Source organism: Candidatus Thermoplasmatota archaeon (assembly GCA_034660695.1).
Lineage (GTDB): Archaea > Thermoplasmatota > E2 > UBA202 > DSCA01 > JAYEJS01.
Map to the genome: position 1 here is coordinate 1 of JAYEJS010000038.1, position 19693 is coordinate 19693.

13 protein-coding genes and 1 tRNA gene are annotated in these 19693 nt (G+C 42.1%); 10 read left to right on the plus strand and 4 right to left on the minus strand.

Features of this window, described 5'->3' with window-relative positions; translation table 11 throughout:
• Nucleotides 1-280 precede the first annotated feature (280 nt).
• From U9O96_01935 to U9O96_01970, 8 genes are all read left to right on the plus strand, one after another.
• A tRNA-Lys gene (locus U9O96_01935) sits at nucleotides 281-384 on the plus strand.
• A 48-nt stretch (nucleotides 385-432) separates the two neighbouring features.
• The gene (locus U9O96_01940; GenBank protein MEA2053867.1) at nucleotides 433-699 is read left to right on the plus strand and encodes a DNA-directed RNA polymerase subunit H; all 267 of its coding nucleotides are present in this window, start codon (nucleotides 433-435) and stop codon (nucleotides 697-699) included.
• A gap of 1 nt (nucleotide 700) precedes the next feature.
• Nucleotides 701-4069: a DNA-directed RNA polymerase subunit B gene (locus tag U9O96_01945; GenBank protein ID MEA2053868.1), complete on the plus strand. Its 3369-nt coding sequence runs from the start codon at nucleotides 701-703 to the stop codon at nucleotides 4067-4069.
• 10 nt (nucleotides 4070-4079) lie between these two features.
• Nucleotides 4080-6713, plus strand: coding sequence for a DNA-directed RNA polymerase subunit A' (locus U9O96_01950; GenBank protein MEA2053869.1), 2634 nt, complete (start codon nucleotides 4080-4082; stop codon nucleotides 6711-6713).
• A gap of 1 nt (nucleotide 6714) precedes the next feature.
• Nucleotides 6715-8517, plus strand: coding sequence for a DNA-directed RNA polymerase subunit A'' (gene rpoA2 / locus U9O96_01955; GenBank protein MEA2053870.1), 1803 nt, complete (start codon nucleotides 6715-6717; stop codon nucleotides 8515-8517).
• A 1-nt stretch (nucleotide 8518) separates the two neighbouring features.
• The gene (locus U9O96_01960; GenBank protein MEA2053871.1) at nucleotides 8519-8797 is read left to right on the plus strand and encodes a 50S ribosomal protein L30e; all 279 of its coding nucleotides are present in this window, start codon (nucleotides 8519-8521) and stop codon (nucleotides 8795-8797) included.
• A complete protein-coding gene (locus U9O96_01965; GenBank protein ID MEA2053872.1) occupies nucleotides 8798-9220 on the plus strand; it encodes a NusA-like transcription termination signal-binding factor in 423 nt (140 codons plus the stop codon). It abuts the gene before it with no gap.
• Between the two features lie 2 nt (nucleotides 9221-9222).
• Entirely contained in the window at nucleotides 9223-9678 is a 456-nt protein-coding gene (locus tag U9O96_01970) for a Mut7-C RNAse domain-containing protein (protein ID MEA2053873.1), read from the plus strand.
• A 26-nt stretch (nucleotides 9679-9704) separates the two neighbouring features.
• On the opposite strand, the gene ileS is transcribed toward U9O96_01970, so the two are convergent.
• A complete protein-coding gene (ileS, locus tag U9O96_01975; protein MEA2053874.1) occupies nucleotides 9705-12791 on the minus strand; it encodes an isoleucine--tRNA ligase in 3087 nt (1028 codons plus the stop codon).
• Between the two features lie 143 nt (nucleotides 12792-12934).
• On the opposite strand from ileS, the gene U9O96_01980 reads away from it, so the two are divergent.
• The gene (locus tag U9O96_01980) at nucleotides 12935-13558 is read left to right on the plus strand and encodes a hypothetical protein (protein ID MEA2053875.1); all 624 of its coding nucleotides are present in this window, start codon (nucleotides 12935-12937) and stop codon (nucleotides 13556-13558) included.
• Here U9O96_01980 and U9O96_01985 read toward each other — a convergent pair.
• Both U9O96_01985 and rqcH read right to left on the minus strand, forming a co-directional pair.
• Complete coding sequence (locus U9O96_01985; protein MEA2053876.1) at nucleotides 13551-14567, minus strand: mRNA surveillance protein pelota; 1017 nt, start codon at nucleotides 14565-14567, stop codon at nucleotides 13551-13553. The two genes, U9O96_01980 and U9O96_01985, sit on opposite strands and share 8 nt — an antisense overlap.
• Entirely contained in the window at nucleotides 14564-16456 is a 1893-nt protein-coding gene (rqcH, locus tag U9O96_01990; GenBank protein ID MEA2053877.1) for a ribosome rescue protein RqcH, read from the minus strand. Before rqcH ends, U9O96_01985 begins: the two co-directional genes overlap by 4 nt.
• A 54-nt stretch (nucleotides 16457-16510) precedes the next feature.
• On the opposite strand from rqcH, the gene U9O96_01995 reads away from it, so the two are divergent.
• On the plus strand, nucleotides 16511-16849 hold the full coding sequence (locus tag U9O96_01995) for a nucleotide pyrophosphohydrolase (protein ID MEA2053878.1): 339 nt from the start codon (nucleotides 16511-16513) through the stop codon (nucleotides 16847-16849).
• A gap of 144 nt (nucleotides 16850-16993) precedes the next feature.
• On the opposite strand, the gene U9O96_02000 is transcribed toward U9O96_01995, so the two are convergent.
• Nucleotides 16994-19690 (minus strand): PQQ-binding-like beta-propeller repeat protein, encoded by a 2697-nt coding sequence (locus tag U9O96_02000; GenBank protein ID MEA2053879.1) that lies wholly within the window; start codon nucleotides 19688-19690, stop codon nucleotides 16994-16996.
• Nucleotides 19691-19693: the final 3 nt, after the last annotated feature.

Below are 19693 nucleotides of genomic sequence, written 5' to 3' on the forward strand. Positions count from 1 at the left end.
ATGGCTTTGCGAATTTTTTGTCCAAATTCATAAAGTGTCATCTCATCCCACTCCAAGAGATAAGACATTGCTCTTTATAAAAAATGTCGAAATTTTTCAGGAAAAATTCCTATTCGTAGAGACTATTGAATCTACAGACAATGACTTTTATTCTCCGATAGATTAACATTTAACCGTTGAGCACTGCTTTATCTATCCTCTTTGCTTGCCATGCCAGCGTCTTGCAAAAATATATATATAGAACCTTTATTAGGGGTAAAGTCATGGGGGCTAATGATAGGGGCCTGTAGCTCAGCTAGGTAGAGCATCTGGCTTTTAACCAGGTGGCCAGGGGTTCGAAATTTGGCTGGTGAAGGCCACCAATAGGAAATCCCCTCAGGCCCGTATCTACCGAAAAATTAAAATAGCGAAACCCATAATGGAGAGTAAGAAATGAATTTCAATATATTGAAGCACGAGTTGGTTCCATACTATAGTATACTTTCTCGTGACGAAGTGAAGAAACTCCTTAGTGCATACAATATCAGGAAGGGAGATTTGCCCAAAATGTTTGTCACAGACCCCGTGTCAAGAGGAATAGGGGCTCGTGAAGGGGATATAGTGAAAATAATAAGAAAAAGTCTCACGGCAGGGGAAAGCGTGGCTTACCGTCTGGTCGTAGGAACAGAAATAGGAGATTTAACTTCGGAGGATAGATAGGATGAGGGAGGTATTGGATGCCTTTTATAGAGAGCGTACCATCGCAAATCACCATATTGCATCATATAACGATTTTTTGGATCGCCGATTGCAGGAAATAATGGACAGCACGCGTATCGGCGAAGGGGAAAACCTCGAGAGAGGGTATATCCACACAGAGATAGAGGACTACAGGATAAAAGTGGGGAAGATAAGGGTCGGAAGACCGATCGTCAGGGAAGCGACCGGGGACGAGCATCTTTTGATGCCTATGGAAGCACGTTTGAGGGATTTAACATATGAAGCACCTGTTTATGTAGAGTTCATCCCGGAGATAAATGGGATACCCTATGAGTCGAAAGAAGTAAGAATTGGATATTTGCCCATAATGGTGAGATCGAAAAAGTGCAATATATCGCGAGATGCCCTGGAGGAAGATGCCGGAAGAGCCCTATCCGATGAAGAGTACAATAAAAAATTGATAGAACTTCACGAGGATCCTCTAGACCAGGGAGCACATTTTATAAGCAACGGAACAGAAAGAGTTCTGATAACTCTCGAAGACCTTGCCCCAAACAGGGTTTTAATAGAGAAAAACTCCCGATATGGATACGACATAGAGACGGCGAAGGTATTCTCCCAGAAAGAAGGCTATCGGTCAATCATCGTGATGGAAAAGAAAAAAGACGGCATGCTCGTGACAACGTTGCCCACTGTTGCCGGGCAGGTTCCATTGATAATTTTGCTCCGTGCTCTCGGCATGGAATCTCAGGAGATTCTCGACAACATCGTCTCCTATCCAGAAACAGAAGTTTTTGTGCTTGCAAATATAGAAGCGTGCCAGGAGGAATACAACATTACCAATGAAGAAGAAGCCCTGGAGTACTTCGGAAAGAAGGTCGCAGGCGGGCAGGCAAAGGAGTATAGAAGAGAGAGGGCGATGGCACTTATCGATAGAAACCTTCTGCCCCATCTTGGAAATGAACCGAGCGACAGGATAAAAAAGGCAATATTTCTTGCGAGAATGGGACAGGCTGTTCTGGAATTGGCTCTCGGTTACAGGGAAGAAGACGACAAAGATCATTATGCAAACAAACGCCTTAAATTGGCTGGGGACTTAATGGAAGACTTGTTCAGGGTGGCTTTTATAGCGTTATGCAAGGATCTTAAATATCAGCTGGAAAGGCTTCATGCAAGAGGGAAAAAGCTCGAGAATTTGAAAATAAAACCATGTATAAGGACAGATGTTTTTACACAGCGTATTCATCACGCCCTCGCCACAGGTAACTGGGTTGGGGGAAGAACGGGCGTTTCACAATTACTGGACAGAACGTCCAATCTCGCAACCATAAGTCATCTGCGCCGCGTCACATCACCGCTGACGAGGTCACAGCCACACTTCGAGGCAAGAGATCTACATTCTACTCATTGGGGGAGACTCTGTCCCAACGAGACACCTGAAGGGCCGAACTGCGGTCTTGTAAAAAATCTTGCCCTGGCTGTCGAAATATCTGAAGGGTACCCAGAGGAAAAAGTAAAGGAAGAACTTCAGAAAATGGGAATTAAGGGAGTTAAGAAAGAATTTAAGGGTTCAAGAGTGTATCTCAACGGAGAACTGGTGGGCATATACCCAGATGGATCAGAACTTGTAAACAAAATCAGGAAAAAGAGGAGAAAGGGAGAGATTGATATTGAAATAAATGCATGCTATTATGATGATAGTAAAGACGTTTTTGTCAACTGTGATCCTGGAAGAGTGAGAAGACCTCTTTTTGTAGCGAAAAACGGAAAACTCCTGTTTAACAATGAACACAAGAAAAAGCTGGAGGAAGGCGAGCTCTCGTGGCACGATTTAATAAATATGGGACTGGTGGAGTATGTAGATACCGAAGAAGAAGAAAATGCATATATTGCTCTAACACCTGATGAATTAACGGAGAAACATACCCACATGGAGCTGGATCTCCTATGTATTCTCGGAGCGGGCGCATCTCTTGTTCCATACGCAGAGCATAATTCCTCACCCCGTATCACAATGGGCGCAGGCATGGGAAAGCAGTCGCTGGGCTTCGGTACATCCAATTACAGGAAAAGGCCAGATACACGGGGCCATTTAATGCATTACCCCGAAATACCGATGGTCCAGACTCGTTCATCAAAATATATCAATTTTTCAAGAAGGCCCGCTGGCCAGAATTTCATAGTTGCTGTTATCTCTTATAAAGGATATAACATGGAAGATGCCCTTATCATGAACAAGGCATCCATAGAGAGGGGGCTTGCGAGAAGCACATTTTTCAGGACGTATTCTGCCGAAGAGCAAAGATATCCAGGGGGGCAGGAGGACCATTTCGAGATACCCGATCCAGAATGCAGGGGGGTTAGAAGCGAAGATGCTTATGCCAATCTATCCGAAGACGGTATTATATCCCCTGAACGCAATGTCTCCAGTGACGATGTTTTGGTAGGGAAGACATCTCCTCCGAGATTTTTGGAAGAACCCACCGATATACTCATCCCCCAAAAAAGGAGGGAAACGTCTGTGACTGTAAGACACGGTGAATCGGGAATAGTGGATACAGTTGTTCTTTCTGAATCGGTAAATGGTTCACGGTTGGTAAAAATAAAAGTCAGAGATAAGCGTATTCCGGAACTGGGAGATAAATTTGCATCAAAACACGGGCAGAAGGGTGTGCTCGGCCTGATACTGCCGCAGGAGGATATGCCTTTCACTGCCGATGGCATAACGCCAGATCTGATAATAAATCCTCATGCTATCCCGAGCAGGATGACTGTCGGCCATGTTATTGAGATGATAGGCGGTAAGGTCGGGGCTCTTGAGGGGAGAACCGTGGACGGAACTCCCTTTTCGGGTGAGTCAGAGAAAGTTCTGAGAGAGTTGCTGGTCAAAAACGGCTTTAAGCATAATAGCAAAGAAGTGATGTATGACGGCGAGACCGGGAAAATGATAAACGCTGACATTTTTGTGGGTTGCATTTACTATCAGAAGCTGCATCATATGGTTTCGGGAAAAATGCATGCCCGCTCGCGCGGCCCGGTACAGATATTGACGAGACAGCCGACCGAGGGGAGGGCCAGAGACGGCGGATTGAGGTTTGGAGAAATGGAGAGAGACTGCCTTGTGGGACACGGTGCATCCATGACAATAAAGGATCGTTTGCTGGAAGAATCCGACTTAACTGTACAATATGTATGCGAAAATTGTGGGCACATTGCTGTAAAAACCAGAAAGGGTTTTCTGAAATGCCCGGTATGTGGTGATGATGCATCTATTCATCCTGTGGAGATGAGTTATGCATTCAAGTTACTGCTTGAAGAACTCAAATCACTGGTTATGGAACCAAAGTTGAGGCTAGGTGGGCTTGTATGAGGGATGAAAAATGAGGACAAATACGCCAAAAAAGATAAATTCCATTCAATTCGGTTTGCTTTCTCCAGAAAGAATAAGGAAGATGTCGGCTACACGTATAATTACGCCGGATACATATGATGAGGACGGCTTCCCGATAGAAATGGGTCTGATGGATCCCCGCCTGGGGGTAATAGAGCCCGGACTGAGGTGCAAGACATGTGGGCAGCGTGTTGGTAAGGAAGGATGCCCGGGCCATTTCGGTCATATTGAACTTGCAATGCCTGTTATCCATGTAGGATATGTCAAAACAATTTTGGGTATACTCCGTTCCACGTGCAGGGGATGCGGACATCTGCTGGTAGACGAAAAACAAAAAAAGGGGTTAAAAAGAAGGTATAAAACCATCGTGGAAAGCGGGCAATCAACCGGTGCTTTTTCAAAGGAAGTGATCGTACTGGCAAGGAAATCCAACAAATGCCCATACTGCGGAAGGCCCAATCTTAGCGTTGAACTGGACAAACCGACGACCTTCAGGGAAGAAGGGCATAAGATGACTCCCGCCGAAGTAAGGGAATGGCTGGAGAAAGTCAGCGATGCCGAAGAAGAGGACTTATATTTGTTTGGAATAAATCCAAAGGCTGCTCGCCCGGAATGGATGGTTCTTACGGTTCTGCCCGTTCCGCCCGTCGCTACGCGTCCCTCGATCACCCTTCAGACAGGAGAACGGAGCGAGGATGACCTGACCCATAAACTCGTTGATATCATAAGAATTAATCAGCGTTTGCAGGAGAACAGAGATGCAGGAGCACCCCAGCTTATTGTGGAAGACCTGTGGGAATTGATCCAGTATCACATCACCACTTATTTCGATAACCAAACAGCAGGGATTCCGCCGGCACGCCACCGAAGCGGCAGGGCTCTAAAAACGCTTGCTCAACGATTGAAAGGAAAGGAAGGACGCTTCAGGTCAAATTTGTCCGGCAAGAGGGTTAATTTTTCCGCAAGAACGGTGGTTTCCCCAGACCCAAATCTTAGCATAAATGAGGTGGGTGTTCCAATAAAGATGGCAAGAGAACTCACGGTTAAGGTGAGGGTAAATTCGTACAACATTGATGAAGTCAGAGAACTGGTAAAGAGAGGACCGTCTCCAGTTCCTCCAAAGGGCAAGATCTACATGCCGGGAGTAAATTACATAATAAGGCCGGACGGGAGGCGAATAAAAGTTACAGAGGAGAATGCTTCCACTGTCGCCGAAAGGATAGAAATAGGGTCAATTGTGGAAAAGCAGCTGGATGATGGTGATATCGTTCTTTTTAACAGGCAGCCCTCATTACACAGGATGTCAATGATGGCTCACAAGGTCAGAGTTCTTCCATATAAAACTTTCCGTATAAATCTTGCCGTATGCCCGCCGTATAACGCAGATTTTGATGGAGATGAGATGAACCTACACGTTTTACAGTCAGAGGAGGCGAGAGGGGAGGCTGAAGTCCTCATGAAGGTTCAGGAAAATATACTTTCCCCGAGATTTGGAGGGGTTATAATCGGGGCAATACACGACCACATAACTGGCTGTTTTCTCCTGACATACATGGACAGAACATTTAGCAAAGATGAAGCTATCCGCATTCTTTCCGCTGCCGGCTATACCAAAAAGATAAAAAACAAGATGAGCGGGAAGGAGATATTCAGCAAGATATTGCCGGATGAATTAAATCTTGAATATAAGGCTCAAGCGTGTATAAATTGCGGTGAATGTCTGAAGGAAAAATGCCCGTACGACAGTTACGTTGTTATAAAAAATGGTGTCCTAGAGAAAGGCGTGATAGATGAGAAGAGCATAGGGGCATTTAAAGGAGTGATATTGGAACATATAGCACGAGAATATGGTATGGATGCAGTCCGGGAGTTTATAGACAAAGTTACAAAACTGGGTATTGCATCAATAACCACAATAGGCTTTACAACAGGCATAGATGATGAAGATATGCCGGAGGAAGCCAATATGCAAATAGATGAGCAGTTGGCAAAGGCAAGAAATAAAATCGATCAATTGATAAAGGCATACAATAACGGTGAGCTGGAAGAAATTCCTGGAAGGAGTTTGGAAGAAACACTGGAAATGGAGATAATGCGTGTTACGGGCAGGGCAAGAGACCAGATGGGGGAGATCGCAGGTCACCATCTCGGTATGGGGAATTCTGCCGTAATAATGGCAAAATCCGGTGCCAGAGGTTCAATGCTTAATCTTTCACAGATGGCAGGATGTGTTGGACAGCAGGCGGTTAGAGGGGAGAGAATACATCGCGGGTATAAAGAAAGAACACTGCCTCACTTCAAAAGGGGCGATCTGGGGGCCAAAGCAAAAGGTTTCGTATCGAGCAATTACAAAAAAGGTCTTACCCCAACGGAATATTTCTTCCATTCCATGGGCGGAAGAGAAGGGCTTGTTGATACTGCAGTAAGAACGTCACGTTCCGGATATATGCAACGTCGTCTAATAAACGCACTGGAAAATCTTAAATTGGAAAGCGATGGGACTGTAAGAACTACATATGGCGATGTAGTCCAGTTCAGTTATGGCGAGGACGGCGTTGACCCGACCAAAAGCATTCGCGGTGAAGCGGTAGATATTGACCACATCATCAGGGAGGTGCTCTAAAATGGCAAAGAAAGACACAATGATTGCTCTTACCAAGAAGGGTATATCCAAAGAGATTGCAAAAAAGCTGGCACAACATTTTACCATATCCTCATTAAAAAAAGCTGGTTTGGATGATATATGCAAATTGAGATTTAAGAAGAAAGACGCACAGGATATACTTAACAAAGTTGGTATAATGGCAAAGACAGCAAAAGCCAAGAAAGGAAGAAAAGAGGTCATAAACAAGTTTTCGAAGATAAAGGGTATAGGCCCTTCAAAGGCAGAAGCTCTTTATGAGGCCGGTTTTAGAAGCATGCTTGAACTGAAATTGCAGCCTATAGAAACAATAGCAAAAGTAAAGGGTGTGGGCAAAAAATATGCAACTATAATAAAAAATTATTTAACTCCTTCGAGGGAAGAAGCATTAAAAGAATTTTCGAAGATAAAGGGTATAGGCCCTTCAAAGGCAGAAAAATTATTAGATGCCGGATACCGAAGTAAATTAGATATGAAGCTTGCATCAGAAAGAGAATTGAAAAGTATTATAGGAAGTGCCGCCTCAAAAATAAAAAAGGATTTGGGCTCTATCGATGTACGGGGCATATTGGCGAAGGCGGAGAATGTTCCTCCCCCGACAATAGAGGAGCCAGAAAAAAATGAGACATTGAGAAAAGAAATACATACCATATTGGAATCTAGTGGAGAATTTTTGCCCCGTTCTATAACAGATGGGATTATAGAGAAAGTTGTTGACAAAGACCTGCCGAAAAAAAAGTTAGAATATCTGGTGAATAAAGTCGTTGATGATTATACCAGTGTATTGATGGATCCCTTAGAGGCTTGCGGAATAGTGGCCGCTCAATCCATCGGCGAGCCGGGAACTCAGATGACAATGCGTACATTCCACTATGCAGGAGTGGCAGAAATAAACGTTACACTTGGGCTGCCCCGCCTGATAGAAATTGTCGATGCCAGAAAAAAACCCTCGACACCAATGATGACGGTATATCTGGAAGGGGCATGCAAAATTAATCGAGATATGGCCAAGAAAATAGCAAATAAAATAGAAATCACCCGCCTTATCAATGTCGCAGAGGTGAACACAGATCTGGGAAATATGATGATCGTCGTAAAGCCAAATAAAAAAGCCATTGAAAGAAAGAACATAACGATTGATGATATCGAGAAGAGATTGAAGTCTTTACGAAGGACAAAGATAAGACAGACAGGGGATGTGATTGAAGTGGCTCCAACCGGGGAGGAGACGTACCGTGAATTACAGAGAATAAACGAAGAAATCAAAAATATAAAGATAAAGGGAATTGACGGAATAAAAAGGGCCATAATAAGGAAGGAAAAAGGTGAGTATATAATCTATACGGAAGGTAGCAACTTTGAGAAAGTACTGGCTATAGAGGGCGTAGATAAAACCAGAACGACCACGAACGACATCTATGCCATATATACTGTTCTGGGAGTTGAGGCGGCGAGAAATGCGATTATACACGAGGCATATAATACGCTTCAGGAGCAAGGGTTGAACGTTGATATACGCCACATAATGCTTGTTGCGGATACGATGACAGCAGATGGAACAATTCGCTCCATAGGCAGGCAGGGCATCAGCGGAGAAAAAAGTTCGGTCATTGCAAGGGCTGCTTTCGAAATTACGGTAAACCATTTACTGAGGGCTGCAAAGAGGGGAGAAATAGACGAATTGAGAGGAGTGGCGGAGAATATCATAGTTGGCCAGCCAATAAAATTAGGAACGGGTTCAGTTGAACTTTCTGTTGATGTAAGTAAAATGGGTAAAGGTGAGTAATATGGATATTGCAAAAGAGTTGAGTAGGGTTTTATCTACAGGTAAAGTGCGTATGGGCTTTAAGGAAGCAATGAAGACGAATGATGCAAAGATGTTTATAGTTTCAAATGACTGCCCTATGAAAAAGGAGGTTATGGAACTCGCAGGAGATGATACACCAGTGTTTATCTATAATGAGAATAGTACAGAGCTTGGGAGCATATGTAAAAAACCTTTCAGTATCTCCGTTATGACAGTGGTGGATACGGGTACGTCCAACATAATGGAACTAGGGAAATAAATGAAAATAACATTATCAAATGAAGAAATGCGTTATATCGTACTTGCAGAGGATATAACAAGAGCACCTATCATAGACTGTGTGGAAAAGGAAAACAGGGTAACCTTTATAGTTGAAAAAGGAAAACTGGGCAAGGCTATCGGGAAAAATGCCAAGAACATAAAAAATCTTGAAAGTAAGCTTAAGAAAGAAGTGAAATTTGTTGAATACGATACTGATAAAAAAGTATTCATCACAAATTTATTCAAACCGTACAAACTTGATGAGATAGTCGTGATGGAAGGCGAGGACGGTACGATAGTAAATGTTACAATAACCCAGGGAGATAAAGGAAAAGCCATTGGGAAAAATGGGAGGAACATAAACATTCTGAGGGATATAGCAAAACGTCATCACGATATAATCCAATTGAAGATTTTATAACTATGAGATTTCTCTGTGACCAGATGCTTGGCACTCTTGTAAAGTGGTTGCGTATCATGGGGCATGATACGGAATATGCAAGAAATGAAAACGATGATGAGCTTATTAAAAAAGCGTATGCCGAGGAAAGAGTTTTGATAACGCGTGATAAGCAGTTATCTAAAAGATATAAAAATTCAGTATTAATAACGAGTACAGAACTTAAAGACCAGATAAAAAAAGTGATTGAAGCGATGGATATTAGAATAGAAGAAAAAGATATGCTCAGCAGGTGTACTTTATGCAATGTTCCCGTGATAAAAATAAGTAAAGAGGAAGTCGTTAAAAAAGTGCCGCCATATGCCCATAAAACACACGACAATTTCTGGATTTGCCCAAAATGCAATCGCGTCTATTGGCTCGGCACCCACTGGGAGAACATGAAACAATTTATAGAAAAAATAAGGGATCGCGGATAAAGCAGGTGGCGGTCTTCCCGCAGATTTTACAACCTTTTTATTCCAATACTTATCTTCTCCCCGTCAATATTCCACTCCTTGACCATATCGCCTGAAACATTGCCAAATATCAAATTTTGGGAGCGGGTTTCTTTTTTGATATATTCCTTCCAACCCTTAACCCTTCCCTCACTTATTCCTATTACTGAAACTATTCTATCTTCCATATTCATATTCATATCTTTTCTCATCTCCTGTATCCTTCTCACAATTTCTCTAGAAAAACCTTCTGCAATAAGTTCTGGAGTTTGCCTTGTATCCAAGATAACACTGTCTTTATTACTCCCTCCAACTGCGAAACCCTCTTTTTCCTTCTCCTCTAGCAGATAATCTTCCCTGCCCAAGATATATTCTTTTCCGTCCACTTCCACTTTCATATTCTCTATTTTATCTGGTGGAGTTTTCTTAATAATAGATGCAACGTATGATGCTTTATCTTTAAATTCGGGCCCGAGAGAAGAATAATTTGGCCTAACCGCTTTCTCCACAAACGGAGCAATGCTGTCAGAAAATTCCACCTTCTTAACATTTATTTCGTCTCTCAATATATCTGACAGACCGGATATGTCATCACTGGTCACGATAACGGCTCTGGGGAGAGGGTATCTGAGTTTTATTCCTTCTTTTGCCCGTAACGAACGAGCTAATTCCGTTATCTCTCTAACTTTATCCATTTTTCTTTCAAGCTCTTCGTCTATTACTTCCTCATGGCAGACCGGATAATCGCATAAGTGAACGCTTTCTCCTTCGCCGATGCTATGATAAATTTTCTCGGATATGAATGGAACAAAAGGTGCGATAAGTTTTGATAATGTCATAAGTAATTCATATATTGTTGAATAACCTGCAAGTTTATCGACAGTTTCTTCCTCGAGCCAGAACCTCTTTCTGGAATTTCGTATATACCAGTTGCTAACGTCCTTTATAACAAAGTCTTCTATGTCTCTGGCTGCCTTATGCAATTCAAAATTTTCAATTTTTTCAGTCACATCCCTGATTAGATTGTGTAGTCTGGAAAGAATCCATTTGTCCAATAACCCTCTTTTCTCAAATGCCACTTTTTTTGTCTTGTAATCAAAGTTGTCTAGTGATGAATATGTGAAGTAAAATGAATAGATATTCCACACGGTCATCAAAAATTTTCCAAGTGAATCCCTTACAACCTGCTGGTAAAAACGCTTTGGCGACCACGGGGCCGATGCAGATACGAGATACCATCTCATCGCATCTGCGCCTTCCCTGTTAAATATCTCATTTGGTTCGATGTAGTTTCTTGCTTTTTTGGACATTTTCTGTCCTTCCTTGTCCAGTATATGTCCTAAGGAAAGAATTTTTTTGTATGATATATCGTCAAAATTGAGCGTTGAGACGGCAAGCAGTGAGTAGAACCATCCTCTGGTTTGATCTATCGCTTCGCATATGAAATCGGCAGGAAAATTATCCCTGAATTTTTCTTGGTTTTCAAATGGATAATGCCATTGTGCAAAGAACGCAGAGCCGGAATCATACCATGCATCTATGACTCCTTCTTCCCTTTTCATTTTTTCCTCGCATTCCGGACATTTGACTTCCAATTTATCCACAAATGGCCTGTGCAGGTCGTATTCCTCTGGAAAATTTTCTGATAAATTCCTAAGTTCTTCGACGCTTCCGACACAAATTTCATTTCCGCACTTCTTGCATTCCCATATCGGCAATGGTGTTCCCCAATATCTTTCTCTAGAAAGGGACCAATCCCTCACATCTTTAATGAATTCCCCAAACCGCCCATGTTTTAGGTACCCGGGATGCCATGATATTTTTTCATTGTTTTTTACGATTTGCTCCCTCAATTCTGACATTTTTATAAACCATGACTCGATCGCATAGTAAATCAGGGGGGAATCACAACGCCAGCAAAACGGGTACTGGTGCGTATATTTCTGGACCGACATTAAGAGTTCTCTGCTCCTTAAATCTTCTATTATGCTTTCATCTGCATCTTTCACAAACATCCCTGCCCATTTTTCCACTTCTGGCGGAAATGTCCCGTCCTGCCGGACCAGCTGCACAACGGGCAGATCGTATTTCTGCCCCACCTCATAATCTTCCTCGCCGAATGCAGGGGCGATATGGACTATGCCCGTCCCTTCATCCATAGAGACAAAATCCGCACCTATCACACGCCAGCAATCCTTATCAGGGTTTGCATATCTGTAAAGGGGCTCATATTTCATACCGATCAACTCCTCCCCTTTCCACCCGTCCAGAATTTTGTATTCCTCTCCTTTTAGCAAAACTTCTGCCCTCTCCTCTGAAAGGATGAGTTTTTCTCCTTCATATTCAATTTTGATGTACCATTCATCTGGATTTACTGCCAAAGCCACATTTGATATGAGTGTCCATGGCGTGGTTGTCCATACAAGGAAATAGCCATCTTTCCCTTCGACTCTAAATTTTATGAAAATGGATGGGTCAGTGACTTCCCTATATCCCTGTGCCACTTCATGAGATGAAAGTGTTGTACCGCATCTCGGGCAGTATGGAGTGACCCTGTATCCCCTGGATAGTAATCCTTTCTCCCACGCCTTTTTGAGAGACCACCAGACAGACTCGATGTAGTCATTTTTTAGCGTTATGTAAGGATTACCCATATCTATCCAGAAGCCTATGCGCTTTGTCATTTCCTTCCATGCTTCCTCATATCTAAAAACGCTTTTTTTGCATTCATCGTTGAATCTTTTTATACCATATTCCTCTATCTCCTGCTTATTTTTTAATCCAAGAGATTTTTCGACCTCTATTTCAACGGGTAATCCGTGAGTATCCCATCCCGCCTTCCTTTCTATGTAGTAACCGTTCATCGTTTTGTAACGCAATATGACATCCTTCATCGTTCTCGTCAGCACATGCCCGGGGTGGGGAAGCCCATTCGCGGTGGGCGGCCCTTCAAGGAATACAAATTTCTTTCCACCTTTTCTGAGTTCCAATACCTTCTCAAATATATTGTTTTCTTCCCAAAAATTGATTATATCCTGTTCAACTTTCGGGGGATCGTATCTTTCCTCTGTCGAATGTGCTTTGTCGTTACCCATTATGGGGTGATAAGGTGAGGTAAGTTAAAATATTTTTGATGGGAAAAGGCTGGTATAAAAATCAGAATCAACCGTATCTCCCATCGTTTGAGACAAGTTTTATAAATAAAAACTTCTTTCTTTATACTACGCAAGGTGAGCTAATGGATAGAAAGGACAGAATTGTAGTTCTTGTTGGAATAGTCATTCTTATAATCGCCATTATCGGCGTCCTATATCACGAAAAAGAGTATACAGAAGCTGAGCGGACTGTGGAGAAATATGCATACAACGTTGACTGGAACGAAAAAACGGTAGATTTAAGAGAGGAAGGATATGTTGCGAAAGGCAAGACAACAAATTACACATATTCCATAGATCGCAGCGGGCTGACACAAATTGAATTCAAACTGGAATGGAGTGATAATTTGGCCCGCGGGTTTATAATCCCGTGGAACTGGTCTGATACAATGGATATGAGGATTTCTGCACCAAGCAGTTCCATAAAATTCTCGGGACCGAGTTCCGCAAGTGGCTCGAGCAGCCCTCTGGTAGTCAAGGCAGTGATAGGAGATGTACCCCATTCAATGCAAATAGATGCAGCCAATGAAACCGAAGTATACGAAATTCTCAACTCAGAACATATAAGCGAGGAAGGAAAAGGGTCATGGACTGCAGATATAGATATAACCACGAAGCCATTCCTGCTCGACCGGGGGAATGATTTTACACTATGCGTTACTTATACTTACTACGAGCCCGTGATTACCAAGGTTAAAGTTAGCTGATTTTGTACCTCAGGAATGCAGCAATACCCCCCAAGGCGGACAGCTTTTCCCCCCCCTCATGCATATCGCTTATTGTATATACTTTTGCCCCCATATTCTCTGCTATCTCAAGTAAATCTTCCTTGTCCCTCAACATTTTGGTTAAAATAAGAATTTTTTCAGCAGCTCCAGATTTAACTGCCCCCTCAACCTCCTTTTCTCCGTATGTTACAGGCCCGTCTTTCGATATCTCTTCAAGGAGCTTTTCGACAAGCCTCGATTCTTTTGCCAGCGCGGATTCCTCAACAATCCTTTCCACAATCCCCCTGTTTATTGCCTCTTTCACCCCTGTCATTCCTGCATGCCCTGTTCCGTCAACGATACAATTTTCGATTTTTTCTCTTTCCTTGATAAATGAAACAAAATTTTCTTTGGCAAAGCCAGGACCAACTATCACAATCGGAAGATCAAATTCTTTAATTTTTGATAGAATCTCCCCATAATATTCTTTCCTGTTGTCCTTGCTTTCATAAAATTTTCCCGTACGCCCCGAATATATGTCGGCTATTTTTTCCATGCCGTACTGGTGTATTACCGCTATGGTGGCTGTTTCATCGTCCATTGAAAGAACAACAATAGATGGCTGCCTGCTTGCTTTGACGGCCTCGTCCAATCTTTTCAGATGATACCCCTTCCAGTCTTTTTTTATTTTTATTTCGCTTCCAGGTTTTAGATTCAGCGTATGATGCTTTCCTATGTCCTGGATTCCTCCTTCAATAATTCCCTGCACCCTGAGACGGTCGGAAAACTTCTGGAAAGACACTCCTTTAACTCTTATGGTAAGATACATCCCTTCTTTTTCTCCCTTTCCCTCTCTTTTTTTATCGTCAGATTGTTTTTTTGTCCTGTACGTAAATGCAGATGCCAGATCACCTTCCTCAATCAGGTTGTAGAGATGCCAGCAATCATCCGTATTCTGTACGAGCACTTTTATTTCCCCGTCCTTGAGGTTTTTGTATATTATCTTCATAACCTTTCCTCTTTTATTCTTATGCTTCCGGGCGGCAAAACCCGCTGCACTTCCTCTATATCAGCACCAAATTTTTTTGCAAGGTATCGTGCAATCTTGTTCTTATCCTCTTCGCCATGCCCGATGATTACCCATCTGTCGGCCCATTTTTTGACAGCTGAAGGCACCCCTCCCATAATTTTTTCATATCCCATTATGCTTACCTCCCCAACGGCAATTTCAACAGGACATTTAACGTAATTTCTTTTACCCCTTATAACGAATGCTCCCTTCGGAAGATGTTCCCCAGACTCGGGGGTCTTTGACACCTGCTCGGGGTTCACCCAATATGCACTACCGCTTGCAAACTGATTCCACGCCTTTGAATACGAAAGGGCAAACTGACAGGCTTCATTGAGCGTGCGTTCCGATATTGGGAGGGAATTTTCCTCCACATCTCTGGCCTTAACTATACAGGACGGAGCTCCGTGAACGGTTGCATGAACATACCTATCGCCGCTTTCCAGATATTTTTTCACAATTTTTTCATTTGAAGAGGCATCCCTGCCGCACAAAATCAGATTGCCGTCGGACGAGATAAACCACCTGTAGTTTTCAAACCAGAACTTTTTTGTGGCTTTCTTTTCTTTGCTCGTGCGTATATCACTTTTAATTTTAAGTTTCTCTAATTTCTGGACTGTTTTATCCATGGCTTTTTTTGCACCATTTATTTTCTCTCTCACTTTTTTGTCGATTTTATATTTTTCATTTGCATTCTGGGCAACATTTTTTCTCATATTCATAGTTACCTCAACTTTTTTATTATTGTATATAAGCTCTAGAACCACGTTCGGATAGGAATAACTTTTTACAAATTTTCCTCTATTTTCTTCATCAACTCCTTTTTCCATTCTTTCAAGTATTTCTTTGCACAGGTTGTAATTTGCATATATGGCATCCCCCTCTTCTTTCTTTTTTTCGGCCTCCAATGCAAACTTTTTTATCGCCTCCTTTTGCTGTTCTATCTGTCTTAGCAGCCTATTTTGCTCTTCTTTTAATGCATACTCTTTTTTATCGGAAAAATTTTTAAAAAAGAATTCGTCGAGGGCGCTGCTAAAATTATCAATTTTTTTTGTGTCATAATTACTGTATTCCTTAATCAGAAATGGGAGAACATCCAAATCTATTTCTTTAACCGCATCCTTAACTATAACCGGCTCAAATCTTTTTTCTCTGAAACGGCTCAGAACCGCCTCCATGGCGTCATATAACCTTCTAACTTTCCCTTCCTCCATCCCATCTGATGGTATATTTTTATTTATGCATGCCATGTCGCATATTTCCTCACCCCATTTCCCCGGGATATTTATACCCGTTACCAATGTTCTTATAACGTCCTTATCACTTTTTTTCAATGCATCAAAAAAATCCGCAAATTTCATGTCAAAAGGATTGTTCCTTTTAGGAGGAAACAAATATTTCTTTCCTGGCCTTATCTCCCGGTGAGACCAGGACTGGAATTTCATCGGCAGCACTATGCAGCCGTTACTATCAACCAGAATAATGTTGCCATATGAAAATAATTCAATCACGAGGCTGTAGGAATTGCTGAAAGTTATTACAACAATTCTATCGAAATCGTTCTGATTTATTGAGGTTATTTTTTTATTATTGAGATATTTTCGCAATGTCATGGCAAAGGTCGGAGGATGTCCTTTCCTCCCTTCCCTGTGCTGTGTTATAAACATCCATTTTCCATTTTTTATGAATAAGTCTACGTTTCCTTCCTTTCGTATCCTGATGATGATTTTATCGTCTTCCCGATATATTTTACCTATCCACCCACCTATCAATTCCTGCATTTCCGAAACAATTGCAAATATATCGAAACTATCCATCCGTTCTTTCACACAGACAAATATGGTTATCCCTTAAATTTTTTTACTAAAAATTCATACATTATCATGGATAGAATTCTTGAATTAAAAAACAGGGTGTCAACTTTTGTTAATGAGAGGGAATGGAAAAAATTTCACAACCCAAAAGATATAGCCATATCCATTTCAATTGAATCCGCAGAACTCCTGGAAAATTTTCAGTGGAGAAACAATGAAGAAGTCGATGCCATGCTCAAAAACGCGGAATATTTCAACAATATAAAGGAAGAAATGGCCGATGTGCTGATTTATCTTATAATATTATCAAACAAACTTGAAATTGATTTGATAGAGATCGCATTCAAAAAACTAAGGAAAAATGAGAAGAAATATCCGGCTGATAAGTTCAAGGGAAAAGCCCATTAGAACCCCTTTCTTCAAAAGAAAGGTGTTTCATCCCCAAAGAACTTTTTTCTGCCAGCGATTTTCCAAGAGCCCTTTTTCTTCAAAAGAAAGGTGTTTCATCCCCAAAGAACTTTTTTCTGCCAGCGATTTCTTAAAGGGCTGTTTTCATTTTTTTTCATGGTTTTTTATGTAGTAAATGTAAATTATTACGAAAAGAATTATAATAATGCCAATAGGTATCGCTATGAATGCGGATGTAGGGCTTTTGCTATCATGTCTCCCGGATAAAAACACTTCTTCTGTTTGGCTATCAAGTGCGTATATATGACCTCCCGCTCCCACGAATACGTTTCCACTGTTTATGCATGGATTCGACAGCATCGGCGTGGCGATGTAATTGTAGACATTTCTTTCCATAGAATACAATGGGGAGAAAGACCACGCAATTCCTCCGTTTGTTCTGTTAATGGCGTATAAACTCCCATCATCAGCCCCGAAGAAGACATGCTCTCCATAAATTTTTGGAGATGAATGAATGGCCGCCTTGCACGTAAAAACCCAGTCTAGTTTTCCATTTTTTGCATCCAAAGCGTAAAAGTTATTGTCCATGGAGCCGAAGAATATATGGTTACCATCTGCAGCAGGAGTTGTGTCGATTCCCCAGCCAGCTGTGTATTTCCATTTTAAGTCCCCATTACCTGCATCAAGTGCATATAAATTGCAATCCCAGCTCCCGAAGTATACCGTTTTGTCCTCAACATTTGGCCGCGACGTAATAACACCACCTGATTCAAATGTCCAGAGTGTTTTCCCATTTTTGGCATTGATACAGCAGCATTTCTTTCCAGACGCTACATAAACTTTTCCATCTACAACGTCTGAAGGATATGATGTGCCATTCAATTTTACGGACCAAATCTTTTTTCCGTTATCTGATGAAAGGCAGTACACATTTCCGTCTTCGCATCCTGCTATTACCGAATCACCATAAATGACAGGTTGGGATGAAATATCTGCCTCATAACTCCATTCCACATCGCCGTGCGTATTCAGGGCATATAGCCCCCTATCCGTTCCAACAAAAACTTTTCCTTTGCAATATGACGGGGTGGATACTTTTTCCCCCATAACCCTATTCCACAAAAGATTGCCGCTTTTGCTGTCAAATGCATATAATTTTCCGCTGCTTGCTGCCATGTAAACTGCATCTTCATTTCCAGTGCCAGATGCAACCTCAAAATTGGTTCCCTCCATATTGTATTCCCACAGCACTTCTGCTTTTTCTCCTTTCGAAAGCGATGGCTGGTATATAAATTCAGGGGATGTAGAGGGAATTCCGTAAAGGCATACCCACCCGGCAGGCGGGACATCGGCAACACCCCTCAGATTTGATTTTAAGGAAGATGTGTTCCATAACTCTCCATGAGGATTCCCCCAGAACGCCCACATCGCATTTTGTGAAAGAAGATAGCTGTCAGTGAGTTTGCAGTCGGTGGAAAATTCGGATATCGGTGGATTGGACATGAGATTTTTTACTGCGTCTACATCAATTTTCCCATAATTTTCATTCCCGAATTTCTCAAATTTGATATCCCTATCTGAGGGATAATATCTCAGCGTATAATATTCATAGCCAGAAGTATTGAAAAGCATACTGATGACCCTGAACATCGCACCTTTTATACTTCCAAATCTCAACTGCTCTCTTCTCACCGACGGATCCATCGGATTGTTTGCAGACCAGTAAAAACCATTTTTTGTTCGCCACACGGCACTTTCGTAAAGCCCAAGTTCTAAACGGGCAATCTCACCGTTTTTTGTATCTCCGATAAGCCATACAGCATTCATAACGCCGTTGTTATCCGTCCTCATGTATTTGATAACATTATCTATACTTTCCCCATACTGAAGGGCGCTTCTGGCTCTTACTGCCAAAGGCAAACCTTTCTTCCATAACCCCTGGGGGCATGTCGTCTCAATAAAAATGATGCCTTTGTCATTTTGATAGTAGTCCTCATCACTCCATATGTAGCCCGGGGATGTACCCATTATGATCCGGTTGCCCTGCGACGGGACAATATCCAGTATGACATTCCACCTCTGGGCTATATAGTAAGTATACCACCACCCTCCGCACCATACAGAATCAGTGGCCACGACCTGCCCGTTAGTTGTGGCATCTCCCGTGGCAATAAATCCATTGCAGTGGTGTACTGGAGGCGAGCTGATAATTGAGAAAATGAACTCGTTTTCTTTATTTTCCAGTTCTGGAGCGACCCCGAGCAGGTCATAAAACAGGGTACGGAGTGGATGAATATTCTTATGCGGGTTTACAAGAATGGACATCAGTTCATACATTTCGTTAAGTGTGAGGACGTCCTCATATGAAACTGCTTCCCCAAACATCTTGCCGCCTCTACTTGAAACAGCGTCTGCTATACCTTTTATCTCCGCCTTATATTCGGGAGGGTAATAATCCCAGAAAATATTCATTGCTTTGTTCCTGCAATAATTCCACCAGATGCTGGAGATTTTCTCATATCGGGGAGATGTCTGGTTTATCGGAATATATTTTATAACAATCGGGCAGTTGTGGATTATATTGCTCCATCTGTACATCATGTCCATAATTTCTGGATAAAGGATGTAACCGTGCTGATAACCCCGCTCGTAAGCATCCCCTTCTATGTGTACATAAATCAGCCCCTGCACATTATACCTGTACCCCTTTCCGTAAGAGGCGGCATTCTCAGAAACGGTGGGAATATAATCACTCGAAAAATTAGGCGGATCATTTGGCAGGGCATATGCAAATGTCGGCATCAAAATGACGGCAATGATGAGGAGAGTTATCCATTTCATTAA